At 66.2% G+C, this 15,729-nt stretch carries 17 protein-coding genes and 1 riboswitch; of the genes, 13 read left to right on the forward strand and 4 right to left on the reverse strand.

Annotated features, from left to right (window positions below):
* Window positions 1–166 precede the first annotated feature (166 nt).
* From QH195_RS13120 to QH195_RS13130, 3 genes are all read left to right on the forward strand, one after another.
* On the forward strand, window positions 167–391 hold the full coding sequence (locus QH195_RS13120; protein WP_280435568.1) for a hypothetical protein: 225 nt from the start codon (window positions 167–169) through the stop codon (window positions 389–391).
* A gap of 37 nt (window positions 392–428) precedes the next feature.
* Window positions 429–1,487: a DUF6745 domain-containing protein gene (locus tag QH195_RS13125; RefSeq protein WP_280435569.1), complete on the forward strand. Its 1,059-nt coding sequence runs from the start codon at window positions 429–431 to the stop codon at window positions 1,485–1,487.
* A 108-nt stretch (window positions 1,488–1,595) separates the two neighbouring features.
* Window positions 1,596–1,841, forward strand: a complete 246-nt coding sequence (locus QH195_RS13130; protein ID WP_195056196.1) for a DUF3017 domain-containing protein — start codon at window positions 1,596–1,598, stop codon at window positions 1,839–1,841.
* Between the two features lie 70 nt (window positions 1,842–1,911).
* Here QH195_RS13130 and metX read toward each other — a convergent pair whose 3' ends face one another.
* Complete coding sequence (metX, locus tag QH195_RS13135; protein WP_280420172.1) at window positions 1,912–3,057, reverse strand: homoserine O-acetyltransferase MetX; 1,146 nt, start codon at window positions 3,055–3,057, stop codon at window positions 1,912–1,914.
* Window positions 3,058–3,241: 184 nt separating this feature from the next.
* Window positions 3,242–3,352, reverse strand: a riboswitch (SAM riboswitch).
* Window positions 3,353–3,625: 273 nt separating this feature from the next.
* Between metX and QH195_RS13140 the strand changes: the two genes are divergently transcribed.
* The 3 genes from QH195_RS13140 to QH195_RS13150 all read left to right on the forward strand — a co-directional run bounded on the left by QH195_RS13140 (window position 3,626) and on the right by QH195_RS13150 (window position 7,467).
* Window positions 3,626–4,843, forward strand: a complete 1,218-nt coding sequence (locus QH195_RS13140) for an NADP-dependent isocitrate dehydrogenase (RefSeq protein WP_280420173.1) — start codon at window positions 3,626–3,628, stop codon at window positions 4,841–4,843.
* 257 nt (window positions 4,844–5,100) lie between these two features.
* On the forward strand, window positions 5,101–6,063 hold the full coding sequence (locus QH195_RS13145) for a hypothetical protein (protein ID WP_280435570.1): 963 nt from the start codon (window positions 5,101–5,103) through the stop codon (window positions 6,061–6,063).
* Between the two features lie 156 nt (window positions 6,064–6,219).
* Window positions 6,220–7,467: an acyl-CoA dehydrogenase family protein gene (locus tag QH195_RS13150; RefSeq protein WP_280435571.1), complete on the forward strand. Its 1,248-nt coding sequence runs from the start codon at window positions 6,220–6,222 to the stop codon at window positions 7,465–7,467.
* Between the two features lie 25 nt (window positions 7,468–7,492).
* On the opposite strand, the gene QH195_RS13155 is transcribed toward QH195_RS13150, so the two are convergent.
* Both QH195_RS13155 and QH195_RS13160 read right to left on the reverse strand, forming a co-directional pair.
* Entirely contained in the window at window positions 7,493–8,341 is an 849-nt protein-coding gene (locus QH195_RS13155; RefSeq protein ID WP_280435572.1) for an alpha/beta fold hydrolase, read from the reverse strand.
* Window positions 8,342–8,461: 120 nt separating this feature from the next.
* Window positions 8,462–9,565 (reverse strand): transglycosylase SLT domain-containing protein, encoded by a 1,104-nt coding sequence (locus QH195_RS13160; RefSeq protein ID WP_280435573.1) that lies wholly within the window; start codon window positions 9,563–9,565, stop codon window positions 8,462–8,464.
* A gap of 136 nt (window positions 9,566–9,701) precedes the next feature.
* Here QH195_RS13160 and QH195_RS13165 point away from each other — a divergent pair, with 136 nt between their 5' ends.
* Genes QH195_RS13165 through QH195_RS13175 form a run of 3 tightly spaced genes read left to right on the forward strand, consistent with a single transcriptional unit; the run spans window position 9,702 to window position 11,469 of the window.
* Complete coding sequence (locus QH195_RS13165; RefSeq protein ID WP_280435574.1) at window positions 9,702–10,484, forward strand: exodeoxyribonuclease III; 783 nt, start codon at window positions 9,702–9,704, stop codon at window positions 10,482–10,484.
* 11 nt (window positions 10,485–10,495) lie between these two features.
* On the forward strand, window positions 10,496–10,984 hold the full coding sequence (locus QH195_RS13170; protein WP_280420179.1) for a ribonuclease domain-containing protein: 489 nt from the start codon (window positions 10,496–10,498) through the stop codon (window positions 10,982–10,984).
* Complete coding sequence (locus tag QH195_RS13175) at window positions 10,984–11,469, forward strand: barstar family protein (RefSeq protein ID WP_280435575.1); 486 nt, start codon at window positions 10,984–10,986, stop codon at window positions 11,467–11,469. The genes QH195_RS13170 and QH195_RS13175 overlap by 1 nt, the downstream gene beginning before the upstream one ends.
* Before the next feature lie 48 nt (window positions 11,470–11,517).
* Here the strand turns inward: QH195_RS13175 and QH195_RS13180 are convergent, their stop codons facing one another.
* Complete coding sequence (locus QH195_RS13180; RefSeq protein ID WP_280435576.1) at window positions 11,518–12,159, reverse strand: TetR/AcrR family transcriptional regulator; 642 nt, start codon at window positions 12,157–12,159, stop codon at window positions 11,518–11,520.
* Between the two features lie 238 nt (window positions 12,160–12,397).
* Between QH195_RS13180 and QH195_RS13185 the strand changes: the two genes are divergently transcribed.
* From QH195_RS13185 to QH195_RS13200, 4 genes are read left to right on the forward strand one after another with little or no spacing between them, the layout of a single operon-like run.
* Window positions 12,398–13,336 (forward strand): oxygenase MpaB family protein, encoded by a 939-nt coding sequence (locus QH195_RS13185; protein ID WP_280435577.1) that lies wholly within the window; start codon window positions 12,398–12,400, stop codon window positions 13,334–13,336.
* A 21-nt stretch (window positions 13,337–13,357) separates the two neighbouring features.
* On the forward strand, window positions 13,358–14,392 hold the full coding sequence (trpS, locus tag QH195_RS13190) for a tryptophan--tRNA ligase (protein ID WP_280420183.1): 1,035 nt from the start codon (window positions 13,358–13,360) through the stop codon (window positions 14,390–14,392).
* A 42-nt stretch (window positions 14,393–14,434) separates the two neighbouring features.
* On the forward strand, window positions 14,435–15,472 hold the full coding sequence (gene yhjD / locus QH195_RS13195) for an inner membrane protein YhjD (protein ID WP_280420184.1): 1,038 nt from the start codon (window positions 14,435–14,437) through the stop codon (window positions 15,470–15,472).
* A 31-nt stretch (window positions 15,473–15,503) separates the two neighbouring features.
* Entirely contained in the window at window positions 15,504–15,710 is a 207-nt protein-coding gene (locus tag QH195_RS13200; RefSeq protein WP_280435578.1) for a hypothetical protein, read from the forward strand.
* Window positions 15,711–15,729: the final 19 nt, after the last annotated feature.

Raw genomic sequence — 15,729 nt, forward strand, 5'->3', positions numbered from 1 at the left:
GGGGGGGGCCGCCTATACTTTCCACTCGCCGGGGGGGCGTGGGGGCCGGATGGGGTGTATGCGCTTTTATCGCCTGGGTTTTGTCCTTTTTGTCCCCAGGGGGGTGGCGGCCGCCACCGCCGGGGCGGGTGGGGGGCGCCCCGCACCGCGTGACCGTCGGGGCCGAATGGTGCTGGCGCTCGGTGAGGTGACCGGGCACGCCCACGCGATCTCCTCGCCCGGCAAGCTCTTCCACGATCCGCACGCCCCGAACTCCATGGTGCTGCACCTGCCGGAAGGCGGGCGGGTGGTGCACGAAGAGCATGCCGCGATCGGGCTGCCGAAAGGCTGGTATCGGGTGGTGCGGCAACGTGAGTACACACCGGGTGCGGTCCGGATCGTCGCGGACTGATCCGGGAACTGCGAACAGGACAGGAACGAGAAGTACGTTGACGGATTTCGAGCAGTGGCGGGCGTTTTCCGCGAGCACCGGGCCCGGCGACCGGGCGGCGGCCGAGGCCGGTGTGCGGCTGGCCTACGAGAGCGCAGGGCTGCCCGCGCCCGAGCAGATCATCTGGGCGCGTTCACCGTTGGAGGCAGTGCGGCTGCTGCACCCGGAAAAACTGGCGCAGGCCGGCGCTTCGGTACGTGAACAGGTGCGGACTGCGCCGTGGGCCGCCGTGCGCGACCGGTTGCACGCCGAACTGGGAGCGCGGGAATTCGCCCGGCACTGGCAGGCCACCGGCGCGGCCCTCTGGGAGCTGACCGAGCCGATCGTCGACCGTATCCGCGCCGGCGTCGTCGCCGCGGCTGCCCCGGTCCCCGAGCCCGCGGCCGCCGGGTACGACGCGGAAGCGTTGCGCGCCGCCCGCCGGGAGGAGTTACGGGTCCGGATGCTGCTGCTGGACGCGGTGACAGGCCAGCACGATGCGGCCTGGTTGTCGGCGTTCGATACGGCCGCCGGGTCGCCGCTGGCCGGTCTGGCCGCGGTGGCCCGCGAGTCCGGCTGGTGGTGGCCTTACGAGAATCTCACGGTGCTCAGTGAACGCCCCACCGCACTGCATCGCGACGAGGCCGGTCGCCTGGATTGCGGTGACGGCCCGGCCGTCGGCTATTCCGACGGGTTCGGCCTGTATGCCTGGCGCGGGATGCCCGTACCCGGTGAATTCCTGGACGAGCTCGGCTCGCTCACTCCCGAGCGGATCCGGGCGGAGGAGAACGCCGAACTACGCCGCGTCATGCTCGAGCACTACGGCTACGACCGCTACCTCGGTGAATCGGGTGCCCAGCCGCTGCAGCGCGACGAGACCGGCATCCTCTGGCGTATCGCGCTGCCCGACGACGAGGATGTCGTCATGGTGGAGGTGGTCAACTCCACCCCCGAACCGGACGGTACCTACCGCACCTACTGGCTGCGTGTGCCGCCCACCACCCGCTCGGCGCGGGAAGGTGTCGCCTGGACCTTCGGCCTCACCGCCCCGGAGTACGAACCGGTGGCGCAGACCTGAGCGGCCGCGTCTGGAACAATCGCATCCGTGACCGACGCCGAGACTGTGACCGAGGACGATCCCGGCACCGGTAGCCGCCTGGCCGTGTTCCTGCGCTGCCATCTGCCGATGGTGGTGGTCGTCGCGGTGATCGCGGTCGCCGTGGTTTTCGTCGCGCAGGACCGGTGGCGGCGCGGGGCCTTCTTCTTCGGCGGCGCGACATTGATCGCCGCCGCGTTCCGGCTCTGCCTGCCCACGGTGCGAGTGGGGTTGCTGGCGGTGCGCAGTAAACCGTTCGATGTGGGCGCCCTGACCTTGCTCGGCAGCGTGATCGTATTCCTCGCAGCCACCATCAACACGCTCGGCGTGAGCTGAAACCGGGCGCGGGTTCCGCGCGCCCAGGGGGTACCCGCGCTGCCACCGGCGCGACGAAGGCGATCCCGAGTCAGCGATGGGCGCGCGCCAGGCCCATCGTCTGGACCAGCAGCTTGCCGACGGCCTCGGCCTCGGTGAGGAAGGCATCGTGTCCGTCGCGAGAGGAGATGACCTCGAAATGCCGGCAGCCGGCCAGCCCCTCGGCCAGCTCCCGCTGGGTGTGCAGCGGGTACAGCCGGTCGGAGTCGATACCGCCCACGATGCACGGCACCTCGGCGCGCGCCATCGCCGCCTCGATCCCGCCGCGGCCGCGGCCGATATCGTGCCGGTTCATCGCCTCGCTCAACAGCACATAGGTGGCCGGGTCGAACCGTTTGCACAGTTTCTCGGCCTGGTATTCCAGGTAGCTCTGCACTGCGTACCGGCCGCCGTCCCAGGGGTCTTCACCGGCCTGCGGGCTGTTGGCGAACCGGGTGTCCAGCTCGACCTCGGTGCGGTAGGTGAGATGCGCGATCCGCCGGGCGATACCCATCCCGGCCATCGGTGCCCGGCCGGTGCCGTGGTAGTTACCGCCCTGCCAGTCGGGGTCGCCGGTAATGGCGGCGATCTGGGTGGTCTGCGTGCCGATCTGGTCCGCTGTCGCGCGGGCCCCGACGGCGAGGATCAATGCCGCGGCCAGACGCTGCGGGGCGCAGAGCATCCACTCGAGAACCCGCATACCGCCCATCGACCCGCCGATCGCCGCGGCCAGGCGGTCGATACCGAGCAGGTCGAACAGCCGCAGCTCGGCGCTCACCTGGTCACGGATGGAGATTTCCGGGAAGCGCGCCCCCCACGGCGTGCCGTCGGGCGCCGGCGAACCGGGGCCGGTGCTGCCCTGACAGCCACCGAGCACATTGGTGGCGACAACACACCATTCGTCGGTGTCGACCGGCGCGCCCGGCCCGATCATCCCGTTCCACCATCCGGGTTGTGGGTGGTCCGCATCGGGTTCGCCCACCACATGGGAATCGCCGGTCAGCGCGTGCTCGATCAGCACCACGTTGTCCATGGCCGGGGACAGTTCACCCCAGCGCTGGACGGCCAGCCGGACCGCCGGTAGCCGGGATCCGTTCTCCAGGGTGAGGTCGCCGATCTCGATCACGCCGAGAGTGCCGTCGGGCGGTGGTAGCTGCGCCACGGGTACGGCCGTGGTCTGGTCGGTGCTCACCTTCACGCGATGGCTTCCGCCCGCTGAGCCGCGACCGGCGGCGATAGCCGGACCATATGAGTCGCGGCCGTGAGGTGGGCGGGGATACTGCCATCGGTCATCTCGTGCTCCAGAAAATAGGGGGTTGCTCGCCGCGATACGAAGTGCCGGGGTCGAGGTGACCAGCACCGGCGCATAACGGCGACCTCCTGACATGCGCTTGCTCCCGGCTCTCGGAAGCCCGGTCATCACCCGGAGCACCCCACCGCAGCTGGAGGGTTGCCGGCCAGCGAGCCGGGGCTTGGCGCTGGCGCTCATGACCTGTTCAACATGGTAACGGTGGGGTCCGGCGGATCGAAATCGGCATGGCGCGCCACCAGGTAATCTTGTGGCGCGACTCACTCTGTGAAATCTCACGGCCGGGGCTGGCTGCACCGTGCGATAACCACAAGCAGTACGCTCGTCTTGGTTACATCAGACGTCTCGTGGACAACGCGGGATGTATACGTTGTCTGTTGAACAGCTGGGGTCCGCTCACAAGCGTGTTCGCCTGGTTGTGCAATGAGGGCACCATCTTAGGAGGACACGAAGATCCATGTCCAAGATCAAGGTTGAAGGCACCGTCGTAGAACTCGACGGCGACGAGATGACCCGGATCATCTGGCAGTTCATCAAGGACAAGCTGATCCACCCGTACCTCGACCTGAACCTCGAGTACTACGACCTCGGCATCGAGTACCGCGACAAGACCGACGACCAGGTCACCGTCGACGCCGCGAATGCCATCAAAGAGCACGGTGTGGGCGTCAAATGCGCGACGATCACCCCCGACGAGGCCCGGGTCGAGGAATTCGGTCTCAAGAAGATGTGGCGGTCGCCCAACGGCACCATCCGCAACATCCTCGGCGGTACCATCTTCCGCGCGCCGATCATCATCTCCAATATTCCGCGTCTGGTCCCCGGCTGGACCAAGCCGATCATCATCGGCCGCCACGCCTTCGGTGACCAGTACCGCGCCACCGACTTCAAGGCCTTCCAGGCCGGCACCGTCACCCTGACCTTCACCCCGGAGGACGGCAGTGAGCCGATCGTCCACGAGGTCGTGAAGATGCCGGAGGACGGCGGCGTCATCATGGGTATGTACAACTTCAAGAAGTCCATCGAGGACTTCGCGCGCGCCTCGTTCAACTACGGGTTGCAGCAGAACTACCCGGTCTACATGTCGACCAAGAACACCATCCTGAAGGCCTACGACGGCATGTTCAAGGACACCTTCCAGGAGGTGTTCGACGCCGAGTTCAAAACCCAGTTCGACGCGGCCGGTCTCACCTACGAGCACCGGCTGATCGACGATATGGTCGCCTCCTCCATGAAATGGGAGGGCGGCTACGTCTGGGCCTGCAAGAACTACGACGGTGATGTGCAGTCCGATACCGTCGCGCAGGGCTTCGGTTCGCTGGGCCTGATGACCTCGGTGCTGCTCACCCCGGACGGCCGGACCTGTGAGGCGGAGGCCGCGCACGGCACCGTCACCCGGCACTACCGCCAGCACCAGCAGGGCAAGCCGACCTCGACCAACCCGATCGCCTCGATCTTCGCCTGGACCCGCGGCCTCGAGCATCGCGGCAAGCTGGACAACACCCCCGAGGTGATCGGATTCGCGCAGACCCTCGAGGATGTGGTCATCAAGACCGTCGAGGGCGGGCAGATGACGAAGGACCTCGCGCTGCTCGTCGGTGGCGACCAGGGCTACCTCACCACCGAGGAATTCCTCGCCGCGCTCGACGCCAACCTGGCGCGCGCGCTGCGCTGACAATACAGCGGCCCCACGGTACCCGGTGTGCGAACAGCACCCGGATCGTGGAGCCGCAGCCTGCCCGGGGGCGCCGAGAACAGGGCTGTGTTCTCGGCGTTTCCGCCGTAGGTATCTGTTGAGAAGCGCCCGAATTGGCCCGCCGGGATCGGCGAGACAAGATTGGCCATGCCGAAATCCTCCGGTGAGCCGACAGCACCGTACGCGCGAACACACGAGACGGCTCCACACCGCCGCATCTGCTCGCCGAGCCGGCGATGATCGACGGTTTGCGCCGGGTGGTGGAGGAGTCGGTCAAGCGATTGGGCACGGTGGTCGCCGAAACCGGTCAGCAAGTCGTGCGCCGCTACCGAGGAGCCCGGCTCGGCGTCGATACCGACATATCGGTGAAGGAGACGGAGGATGCCGCCGGCGGTGCCGACGTCGACAGGCAGGCCTGGGCGGTGCGCGGCGGTGGCGAGCGGACCCCACCGGTCGGCGTGACCCCGCCCTTGATGTCGGTGGATCAATTCCTGGCTGGTCTTCGCGACGGAGAGCGTTCCGGGGTACCGGAGATGCGAACCCCGGCGTATATGGTTGCCGGAAACAATCAGACCGATCTCTTCGTCTACCCGAACGGGTTCGAAGTGATTCAGAAGGTCGGCCTCCCCCCGATGAAGCAGTCCGCCGAAATTCTCGCGGCAGCGGTCGGTCGTGCGATCGGCGCCCCGGTCGCGCCGGTGATCGCGGGAGCAGAAGGCAGCCTGTTGATGCAGCGGCTGCCGGGGCGTACTGTGCCCGGGACCCCGTCGGATCCGGGTGCCTGCGAAGCGATGGAGGCGATCAAGAACACGCCCGGCGCACGAAAACTCGGCCTTTTGGACGTTCTTGTCCGCAACTGGGACCGCCCCAACAATTGGCTGCGGCACGGTGACGACATATACGGGTACGACCATGCGGAGTCGTTTCGTGAAGACAGGGACTTCGACCCTGGTTCGAACCCGTTCTCGAGTCACTACGGCGTGCCGGGTGTCCCTGGCTCGGGCCGATGGAACGAGTGGACGCCGAACGATCTCAGCCGGACGGAACTGGATCGGTACGAAGCCGAGATCACTGCCTTGCGGCCATTGTTCGAAGAACACGCTCGGCTGGATTGGGCCACCGAGGCGCAGCCCCTGGCATGGCACGACGATGTTCTTTCGCGAGTCGCGCGGTTGCGCGAGCACGCCACCCGTCCGTGACCCTTTCCCGTTGCGGAACACGTTGGCTCCGGATGGATTTCACCGGATCGCCACGCGACGGGCCAGGAACTGGCAGGCTGTCAACAAGGTGTAGGCAACTCAGGATCCGCCTGGTGATCTACACCGTAATGCTGCTGGTGATACCGGAGGACGACGATGTTCGAATGGTCCGATACCGATCTGATGGTCCGCGACGCGGTCCGGACTTTCATCGATAAGGAAGTACGCCCCCACCTCGACGCACTGGACAGCGGGGAAATGCTGCCCTATCCGGTGCTACGCAAGCTGTACGCGGATTTCGGTATCGGTGCGATGGCCGAGGAGGCGCTGACCAAACAGCTGGCCGCCCGCCGTGCGGCGGCCGAAGGTGCGGAGAAACCGGCCTCCGGGGAGAAGGACTCCTCCGGCGGTGGATTCGATCAGCAGACCATGATGGCCGTGCTGACCAGTGAACTCTCCGGTGTCTGTATGGGTCTGTGCAGCTCACTCGGGGTGAGCACCGGGCTCGGCGGCGCCACCATCCTGTCCCGCGGCACACTGGCCCAGCAGGAGCGGTGGGTGCCCGATATCGTGAGCCTCCGCAAGATCGCATGCTGGGCGATCACCGAACCCGATTCCGGATCCGATGCCTTCGGCGGTATGAAAACCTACGTCCGACGCGACGGCGAGGACTATATCCTCAACGGGCAGAAGACCTTCATCACCAACGGCCCGTTCGCCGACACCCTCGTCGTATACGCGAAACTCGACGAAGGCGACGGTACGCCGGCCCGCGACCGCAAGGTGCTCACCTTCGTGCTCGACAAGGGAATGGAAGGCCTCACCCAGGGCAAACCGTTCAAGAAGATGGGCCTGCACGCCTCACCGACCGGCGAACTGTTCTTCGACAATGTCCGCCTCGGCCGCGACCGGCTGCTCGGCGAAACCGAGGAACACCGCGGCGGTGACGGACGGGAGAGCGCCAAATCCAGTTTCGTGGCCGAACGCGTCGGTATCGGTTTCATGGCGCTGGGCGTGATCAACGAATGCCTGCGGCTGTGCACCGAATACGCCCGCAACCGCAAACTGTGGGGTCAGGAGATCGGCCGGTTCCAGCTCATCCAGCTCAAGCTGGCGAAGATGGAGGTGGCGCGGATCAATGTGCAGAACATGGTCTTCAACATCATCGAACGCGGGAAAGCCGGTAAACCGCTGAGCCTTTCGGAGGCCTCCGCGGTGAAACTGTATTCCTCGGAGGCGGCGACCGAGGTCGCGATGGAAGCCGTACAGCTCTTCGGCGGAAACGGGTACATGTCGGAGTACCGGGTCGAACAGCTGGCACGCGACGCGAAATCACTGATGATCTACGCGGGCAGCAACGAAATCCAGGTCACCCACGTAGCCAAGGGCATTCTCGCACTCTGAAACCACGCGCCGAAGGCGCGCCGGACTATACAGCTCGCAAATGGTCGCGACTGGCGTAGATATGTTCGGCGACGAGGTTGGCGATCCGTTCGGGATCCTCCAGCATGGGCACATGCCCGGCCCGGTTCAGCATGATGCGGTCCGCCGACTCGGGCAGCTCACGCAGGAACCGCCGGCCGTGCGCCGTGGCCGGTAGGACGCGATCGGAGTCGGCCAGGATCACCCGGACCGGGGCGGTCAGATCGGACATATTCGCCAGTGACGGCCCCCGCAAGGTGCCGGCGGTCAGCGCGGGCAGTGCGGGGCAGTGCAGTGCGGCCAGGATCACGGCCGAGATATCCGCGCGGGAGACCGCGCCGGTGTTCTTGGTGAGCAGATAGGTCATCACCCAGCGCACGAGCCGGTTGTCGACCGGAGAACTGCCCAGTTGCCGCAGTATTTCGGTGATCGGGATCATCGGCGCGATCTTGGCGGCGGCGCGGACCTGCGTCACCGACGGGGTTTTCCAGCCACCGGCCGGAGCGATCGCGGTGAGTGTGCGGGCCCGGCCACGGCGGGCCAATTCGAACCCGACCCAGCCGCCCAGCGAATTACCGACGATATGGCAGGTTCGCCAGCCCATATCGTCCAATTGTTCCTCGACCCGGTCGGCCAGGGTGGCGGCGGAGTAGTGGCCGTCCGGGAATTCCGGCCCACCCCAGTGCCCGCCGAGTGCCGGTGCGAAAACCTCACACCGGGCGGCCAGCAGGGCGGCGGTCTGTTCCCAGCAATGCGGTGAGAGCAGGACACCGTGCAGGAGGAGCAGCGGTTCGCCGGAGCCCAGATGTAGAGCGGTGACCGGCTCGGGTGCTGTGGTTGCGGAGGTGCCTGACATCGATGTCGTCACCCCTTCCTGGCAAGTAGCGGTGACCTGTCATTCTACGGTCGGGCGGGGGAGAAATCCGCACTGTCGCCGAACAGGGGGCCGCCGAAGGCATGCTTTCGCTGAACCCGGTCAGTAGCCCTTCGGCGAGGCGGCCGGGTTGGTCTGCTGGACCGCGGACTGCAAGTTGCTTCCGTCCTTGGCGACATCGTATCGTTCCATGACGTAATTCATACTGGCCGCGACATTGGCGACAGGATCGTAGATATTGTTGGACGTTCCGGCCACGTGATACGACTCGAAGGTGGCCGGAATCGTCTGACAGAGGCCGCGTGAATGCTGCCCCGAAGCGGCATTCGAATCCCAGTTGTTGATGGCATTGGGGTCGCCACCGGACTCTCGCTCGATCAGTACGAGATATCCACGCGTCCAGTTCTCCCGGGCCTCCGGGTCGTGAATACCCAGTGCGTCCAGAGCGCCGTCGATGGCGGCCTTCACATCCTTGCTTCCGGTATACGCGGCGTAGTCGGCGTCGGTCGCGGCGGCCGTGTATTCCACACCGTCGTTGGCCGCCGATGAGGCGGGCGAGTTCGGAGCGACGGAAGGCAACAGCGGACCCGTTGCCGCGGGGCTGATACTGCGGGGATGAGTCGGGTCGTCGAGTTCGATACCGAGCGCCTCGGCTGCCGCACGGTCCGAAACGCCGCTCACCTGCTCATACGTTGTGTTGACCGTATCCCAGAGCGCTGTGAAGAGACCGTTGACGACGGAACTGGGCAGTGCCTGCTGCGGGTTGCCCTGCGCATCCCGCACCGGGTTGCCGTTCTCGTCGGTCACGGTGTACACCGAGCGATGGGCGGCGTCGATCTTGTCGTTGAGTTCGCCGACCGATGTGTCGACAGCATCGTAGGCATCCGTGACCGCCTTGCCGATCCCGCCGGTCCGCACGGTAATACCCGTGTCCTGCCGTTCGAAATCGGACTTGACCCGGTTCACGTCGTCCTTGTGCTCGCCGTAGCGGTCGAGCATTGTCGCCTGGCCGTCCGGATCGGAGATTCCCTCGTTGTGCAGCAGCTGCCACATATCGGGGGCCTGGGAGGGGGTGCCCGACCCCAGCAGCTTGATCTGCTTCTGGATAACTCCCTCGGCCGTCACGAAAAGTGCCTTCAACCCCTCCGGGGCGCAGGCGGGCAGGTCGTTCAGATCGCCCATTTTCTTGGTGCTGGGAGGGCTCATCGGCAGTTCGCATTCGCCCGGAGAGATAAGGTCAGCACACAACGATTATCGGATCTTCCCTGGCCTGGGAACTTCCGCCGGGGAGGTTCGTCGGGCGTCAACGGGTAGTCGGGCTGTGCCCTTGTACTGTCGACCCGTGCCATACATCCTCTCCACCGTCAATGTCAACGGCGTCCGGGCCGCGGCAGGCAAGGGTTTGCTGGCCTGGTTGAGCCGGACCGAGGCCGATATCGTCTGCCTGCAGGAGACACGCGCCGACGACACCCAGATCGCCGCCGTGCTCGCCCCGGCGCTGGCGGAAGGCTGGCAGCTCGCGCATGCCGAGCCCGGTGCCAAGGGCCGGGCGGGGGTGGGTGTGCTGTCGCGGCGGCCGATGCGGTCGGTACGCGTCGGGATCGAACCGGACAGTGAATTCGTCTCCACCGGAAGGTATATCGAGGTCGAGCTCGACGATGTGACCGTGGCCAGCGTGTATGTGCACACCGGCGAGGCGGAAACGCCCCGGCAGGAAGAGAAATACCGGTTCCTCGACGAACTGGCCGCCCGGATGTCCACGCGCACCGGAGCGTTCGTCATCGCCGGTGACTGGAATATCGCGCATACCGAGCGGGACCTGAAGAACTGGAAGGGCAATCTGAAGAAATCCGGCTTCCTGCCCGCCGAACGGGCCTGGCTCGACCGGCAATTGGCCGCCGGGTACGTGGATGTGGTGCGAAAACTTCACCCGGAGGGCGATGGTCCGTTCAGCTGGTGGTCGTATCGTGGGCGCGCGTTCGACAACGACACCGGATGGCGGATCGATTACCAGCTGGCGACGCCGGAGGCGGCCGAGCGGGCGAAGCAGGCCGTGGTCGAACGCGCCGCGACCTACGCCGAGCGTTGGTCGGATCATGCTCCGGTGACGGTCCAGTATCGATGAAGGGGAGTGCTGTGCGTGCGAAAGCTGTGAAGATCCTGTCGGCGGTGGGTGCCGCGGTGGTGGCGATCGTCGTTGCCCTGCTCAGCACGCAGGCCGGTGACGACGGTGCTTCGAATACCGCTGCCACACTGTCGGCCGGCGCCACCGCCACGGTGAGCGGCCAGCCTCCCTCGGGCAAGGCCACCCCCGCCGACTCCCCGGTGGTTTCGCGGGTGGCCGGAGTGCCCGAACGCGCCTACGAAACCCTGGAAGAGATCGATGCGGGCCGCTGGCCGGATTCGGCGAATGCACCCGGTACGAAAGGCGGGATCACCTTTCGGAATCGGGAGGGCCGGCTCCCGGCGACCGACGATTCCGGTAAACGCGTCACGTACCAGGAATGGGACGTGAACCCGAAGAAACCCGGGCAGTCCCGGGACGCCGAGCGCATCGTCACCGGGAGCGACGGCACGGCCTGGTACACCGGCGACCACTACGACACCTTCACGAGGATGCGCTGATGCCCGAACCCCTCGCGCTCGCGGATTTCCTGGACTTCTCCTACGACTGCGAACTCCGCCCCGCCGATGACAGCATGACCGCCCTGGGCGCGGTGCAGGTGGACGCGGCGGAGTTCAGCGGTCTCCGCTACCGCGCCCCGGAGGGCTTCCGAGTACGCGAACTACGCGGCAGCCGGATGCGTACGATGCCGGCGCTCTACGACGAGTTCGCGGCCGCCCTGCAGTTCCCGTACTACTTCCGGCCGAACAAGGATTCGTTCGACGAATGCCTATTGGACATCGACGACACCCTCGGTGAGGCCGATGGCTACGTGCTCGCGATCCGCGACGCCGAACAACTCCTTGCGGACGCACCGCAAGAGCGGGAATGGTTCGCGTCGGTCGTCGAGGAATGCGCGGATTTCTGGCCGTCGCGCGATGTGGTCTTCCGGGTGGTCATGCAGGGAGAGCCGCAGGGAGTGGTGGCTGTCCCGGTCCGCTTCTGATCGCACCGCGCGGGCTCGCCGCCGGCCGCCGTGGAGAGCCGTTCTCGATCAGGCCGGATCGTTGCGACGGGCGACGTCCTCGCCGAGGAGAACGAAGACGTCGGTGGTGTAGTCGATCAGGGTGTCACGGCTGATCGCGAGATCGCCGCGGACCCAGCTGGTGAGAGTTTGCACGAGCCCGCCCACCAGGTAGGTGGCGCGGAAATCGATTATCGGGTCCGGGGCCGGATCGGTGATGCCGTAGAACTCGATACCTTCGCTGGCCACCAGGCGGGCGAAGACGCGGATGGTTTCGGTGGTGCGGGCGCGCAGTTGCGGGGTGGCCATGGCGGCGACCATGGTGACCTCGGTTTTGCGGGGGTCGTCGGTGAGCAGGTGGATACCGGCGGTGATCGCGGCGTGGGCTCTGGCGCGGGAATCGCCGGTCGCGGAGTGCGCGGCGGCGACGATGGCCAGCACCAGCTCTTCGGCGATGCCGTCCACCAGGGCGGTGAGCACGTCGTCGCGGCTGCCGAAACTCTCGTAGTAGTACCGCTCGTTCAGACCCGCCTGCGTGCACATTCCCGACACGGTCAGCTTGTCCAGGCCCTGGGTGCCGATGATCTCCAGCGCTGCGTCCAGAAGCGCGGAGCGGCGCTGGGCCCGCCGTTCCTCCGCGGACAAACCGCCATAGGTGCGCTGAGCTGCCATCCCTAAATGATGGCGGGTGGACGGCCGCCGGGTGTGGGCGGGGCGAAGGTGCCGCCGGACCCGAGCGGTTTCGTGCCGTGCCTCGGCCGTGAGGGCGTGGGCCTGCGCTATGTCCTGTAGCTCGTCGAGCTCGGGTTGATTTGGTGGCAGGTCTTGCCAGAAGTTCGGAACTGGTGGATGCTATTGCCAGATGCGCGGCTGCGCAGTGCTCAGTGAAGAGCTGGACCGGGAGGCTGAGATGGCCATGGACACGGGATACTTTGCCGACGATTCGATGATCCGGCGGGTTATGCGCAAGCGGGCCGTGGGCCTGACCTACGGGCTGCGGGCGCTGGTGATCGGGGCGGTCCATCCACTGCTCTATGTGGGGACAGCCGAATCCACCGAGCACCGCGATACGCCCTACACCCGGTTGGCGCTCACCGGGAAGCTGTTCGAGGCGGTGTTCTTCGGAACCAAGGACGAAGCGGATCGAGCGCTCGAGTTCACCGGGAAGAAGCACCAGAAGGTGGCCGGGCGGATACCGGAGGACGCCGGGGAACACCATCCGGCAGGTACGGCGTATTCCGCCTACGACCCGCACCTGAGCTTCATGACCATGGCGTTCACCTTCGAATCAGCCGAGGTCATGTACGACCTGCTGGTCAAACGGCTCACCGCGGGCGAACGCGAGGGGCTGTACCAGGACTATGTGCGGTGGGGGGAGCTGTTCGGAATGCCGCGCGCGGCAGCCCCGGCCGACTATCGGGCGTTCCGCGAGTACTTCGACGGCTATCTCGCCTCCGACGAGCTGTTCCTCACCGACGAGGCGCGCATGGTGGGGAATTACCTGTGCGGGCACGTGGTGCCCTACCCGCAGCCGTTGCCGGCGCGGCAGGTGAGTTCGGCGTACTACCTGCTGGTGCAGGGGAGTCTGCCGGAACGGATCCGCCGGATGTACGGCATCGAGTGGAAACGCACCGACGAACTCGCCTACCGGGGGTTGGCCCAATCGGTACGGAACGCGCACAGTGTTCCGTCGGTGCTGGTACCGCGGCCGGTGAAAAGCGCGCTGAACGGGCCGAGCGCACCGGTGTATCGGCTGATCACCAAGCAGGAGCAGGAGCTGGCGCGCGCCGGGAAGCGCAGTATGCCGGGAATCGACCCGCGCAAGTGGGCAGAGCGAAATTCGGCTTGAGCCGCATGCGAAGATCGGGGCATGTCCAGTCCTGCCCAGACCCCCACCGCGGGGGAGCGTAAACAGCGGGTGCTTTCCGGTATCCAGCCGACCAGCGCCTCGTTCCATCTCGGGAACTACCTCGGTGCCCTGCAGTACTGGGTGACCTTGCAGGACGACTACGACGCGCTGTACTTCATCCCGGATATGCACGCCATCACCGTGGCGCAGGAGCCGAAGGAACTGCGCAAACGCACCCGGGTCGCGGCCGCGCAGCTGCTCGCCCTGGGTATCGACCCCGCCCGGTCCACGCTGTTCGTCCAGTCGCAGGTGCCCGAACACGCGGAACTGGCCTGGGTGCTGAGCTGTATCACCGGCTTCGGTGAGGCGAGCCGGATGACACAGTTCAAGGACAAATCGGTGAAACAGGGGGCGGACAACACCACCGTCGGGCTGTTCACCTACCCGGTGCTGATGGCCGCCGATATCCTGCTGTACCGCCCGCATCAGGTGCCGGTGGGCGAGGATCAGCGCCAGCATCTGGAGCTCACCCGTAACCTCGCGCAGCGGTTCAACACCCGGTTCAAGAAGACGTTCGTGGTTCCGGAGGCCCATATCGTCAAGGGCACCGCCAAGATCTACGACCTGCAGGATCCCACCGCCAAGATGAGCAAATCGGCGAGTTCGGATGCCGGTCTGATCAACCTCCTGGACGACCCCAAGGTCTCGGCGAAGAAGGTGCGCTCCGCGGTCACCGACACCGAACGCGAAATCCGCTACGACGTGGAGAACAAACCGGGCATCAGCAACCTGCTGGTGATCCTGTCGGCGCTCACCGAGACGCCCATCGTGACCCTGGAAAAAGATTACGCGGGCCGTGGTTACGGTGACCTGAAAGCCGATGTCGCCGACGCACTGGTCGGATTTGCCACCCCTTTGCGAGCGAAAGTGGAAGAGTACATGGCGGATCAGGGCGAACTCGATCGCATTCTCGCCATCGGCGCCGAGCGTGCGCGCGAGATCGCCGGTAACACTCTCGCGCAGGTCTACGACCGGGTCGGGTTCCTCGCCCGCTGATCGGTCGCGCGGCCCGTGCGTCGGCGGTGAGGGGCGCAGACAGTGCAGGTGATCGACAACGTCAAATCCGCGATCAGCCGGATGGTCGGCAGGCGGCCCTGGCTGGACCACATGGTCCGGGCCTTCGGTAGATACCAGGACCAGCGTGGTGACTATTACGCGGCCGGGATCACGTATTTCACTGTGCTGTCACTGTTCCCGCTGCTGATGATCGCGTTCGCCATCGCCGGGTTCGTGCTCGCCGGCAACGACGAGTTGCTGCGGGAACTGCAGGACAAGGTCGTCGAGAACATCCCCGGCGAAATGGGCGGGCAGCTCAACGATCTGATCGACCAGGCGGTGGGTTCGCGCAGTGCGGTGGGTGTGCTCGGCCTGCTCACCGGGCTCTACTCGGGTCTGGGCTGGATGGCTAATCTACGCAAGGCGCTGACCGAGCAGTGGGAACAGAAATCGAACGAGCAGAACTGGTTCCACACCAAACTCTCCGATCTGCTTGCCCTGCTCGGACTGTTCCTGGCGTTGGCGCTTTCGCTCGGGTTGTCGATCCTGGCGTCGAGCCGGCTCGGCGTGCAGGTGCTCGAACTGATCGGGCTCGAGGAGATGCCGGGGTCGCGGTGGCTGTTGTGGCTGCTGTCGACGCTGCTCGCATTGGTCGCCTCGTGGGCGTTGTTCGCCTGGATCATCGCCCGGCTGCCGCGGGAACCGGTCACCGTGCGCAGCGCCGCGAAGGCCGCGGTACTGGCCGCGCTCGGGTTCGAGGTGTTCAAGAATATCGCCGGTATCTACATGCGGTCGGTGCTCAGTAGTCCGGCGGGCGCGGCATTCGGTTCGGTGATCGGCATCATGGTGTTCAGCTATGTGGTGTACCGGATCATCCTGTTCGCCACCGCGTGGGCGGCGACCGCGCGGGAGAACGAGCAATTGGCGTCGGTGCCGGTTCCCGAACCCGCGGTGATCCGGCCCCGGGTGCAGACGGGGGCGCGGCCCGGGTTCGGCGGTGCGGCGGCATTGTTCGGCGCGGGTGCGCTCGCCACCGTGGGCTTGGCCCGGCTACGCCGGGGACGTCGCAGCACGCGGTAGTCGCGCGTATACAACCGAGCTGCCGGAGTTCGTGAACCCGTCGTGCCGCGCCGACTACATAATGAGCCTGCCCGGCGCACTGTGGCTTTCGGTATCGATCGCGGATCGAGATTACCTGGGAGCGGAAGCCAACCCGGGCGAGCTGGCCGATGCGCTGCGGGTCCGGATGGCCGCGGAGCAGGGCAGGGTGTACCCGGCTGCGCGGTCCATATCGGATTCGTTGGCGGTGGGAACGTGAGACCGGCCGCGTCGGCGTG

Origin of the sequence: Nocardia carnea (assembly GCF_029868855.1) — a bacterium.
GTDB classification, from domain to species: domain Bacteria; phylum Actinomycetota; class Actinomycetes; order Mycobacteriales; family Mycobacteriaceae; genus Nocardia; species Nocardia carnea_A.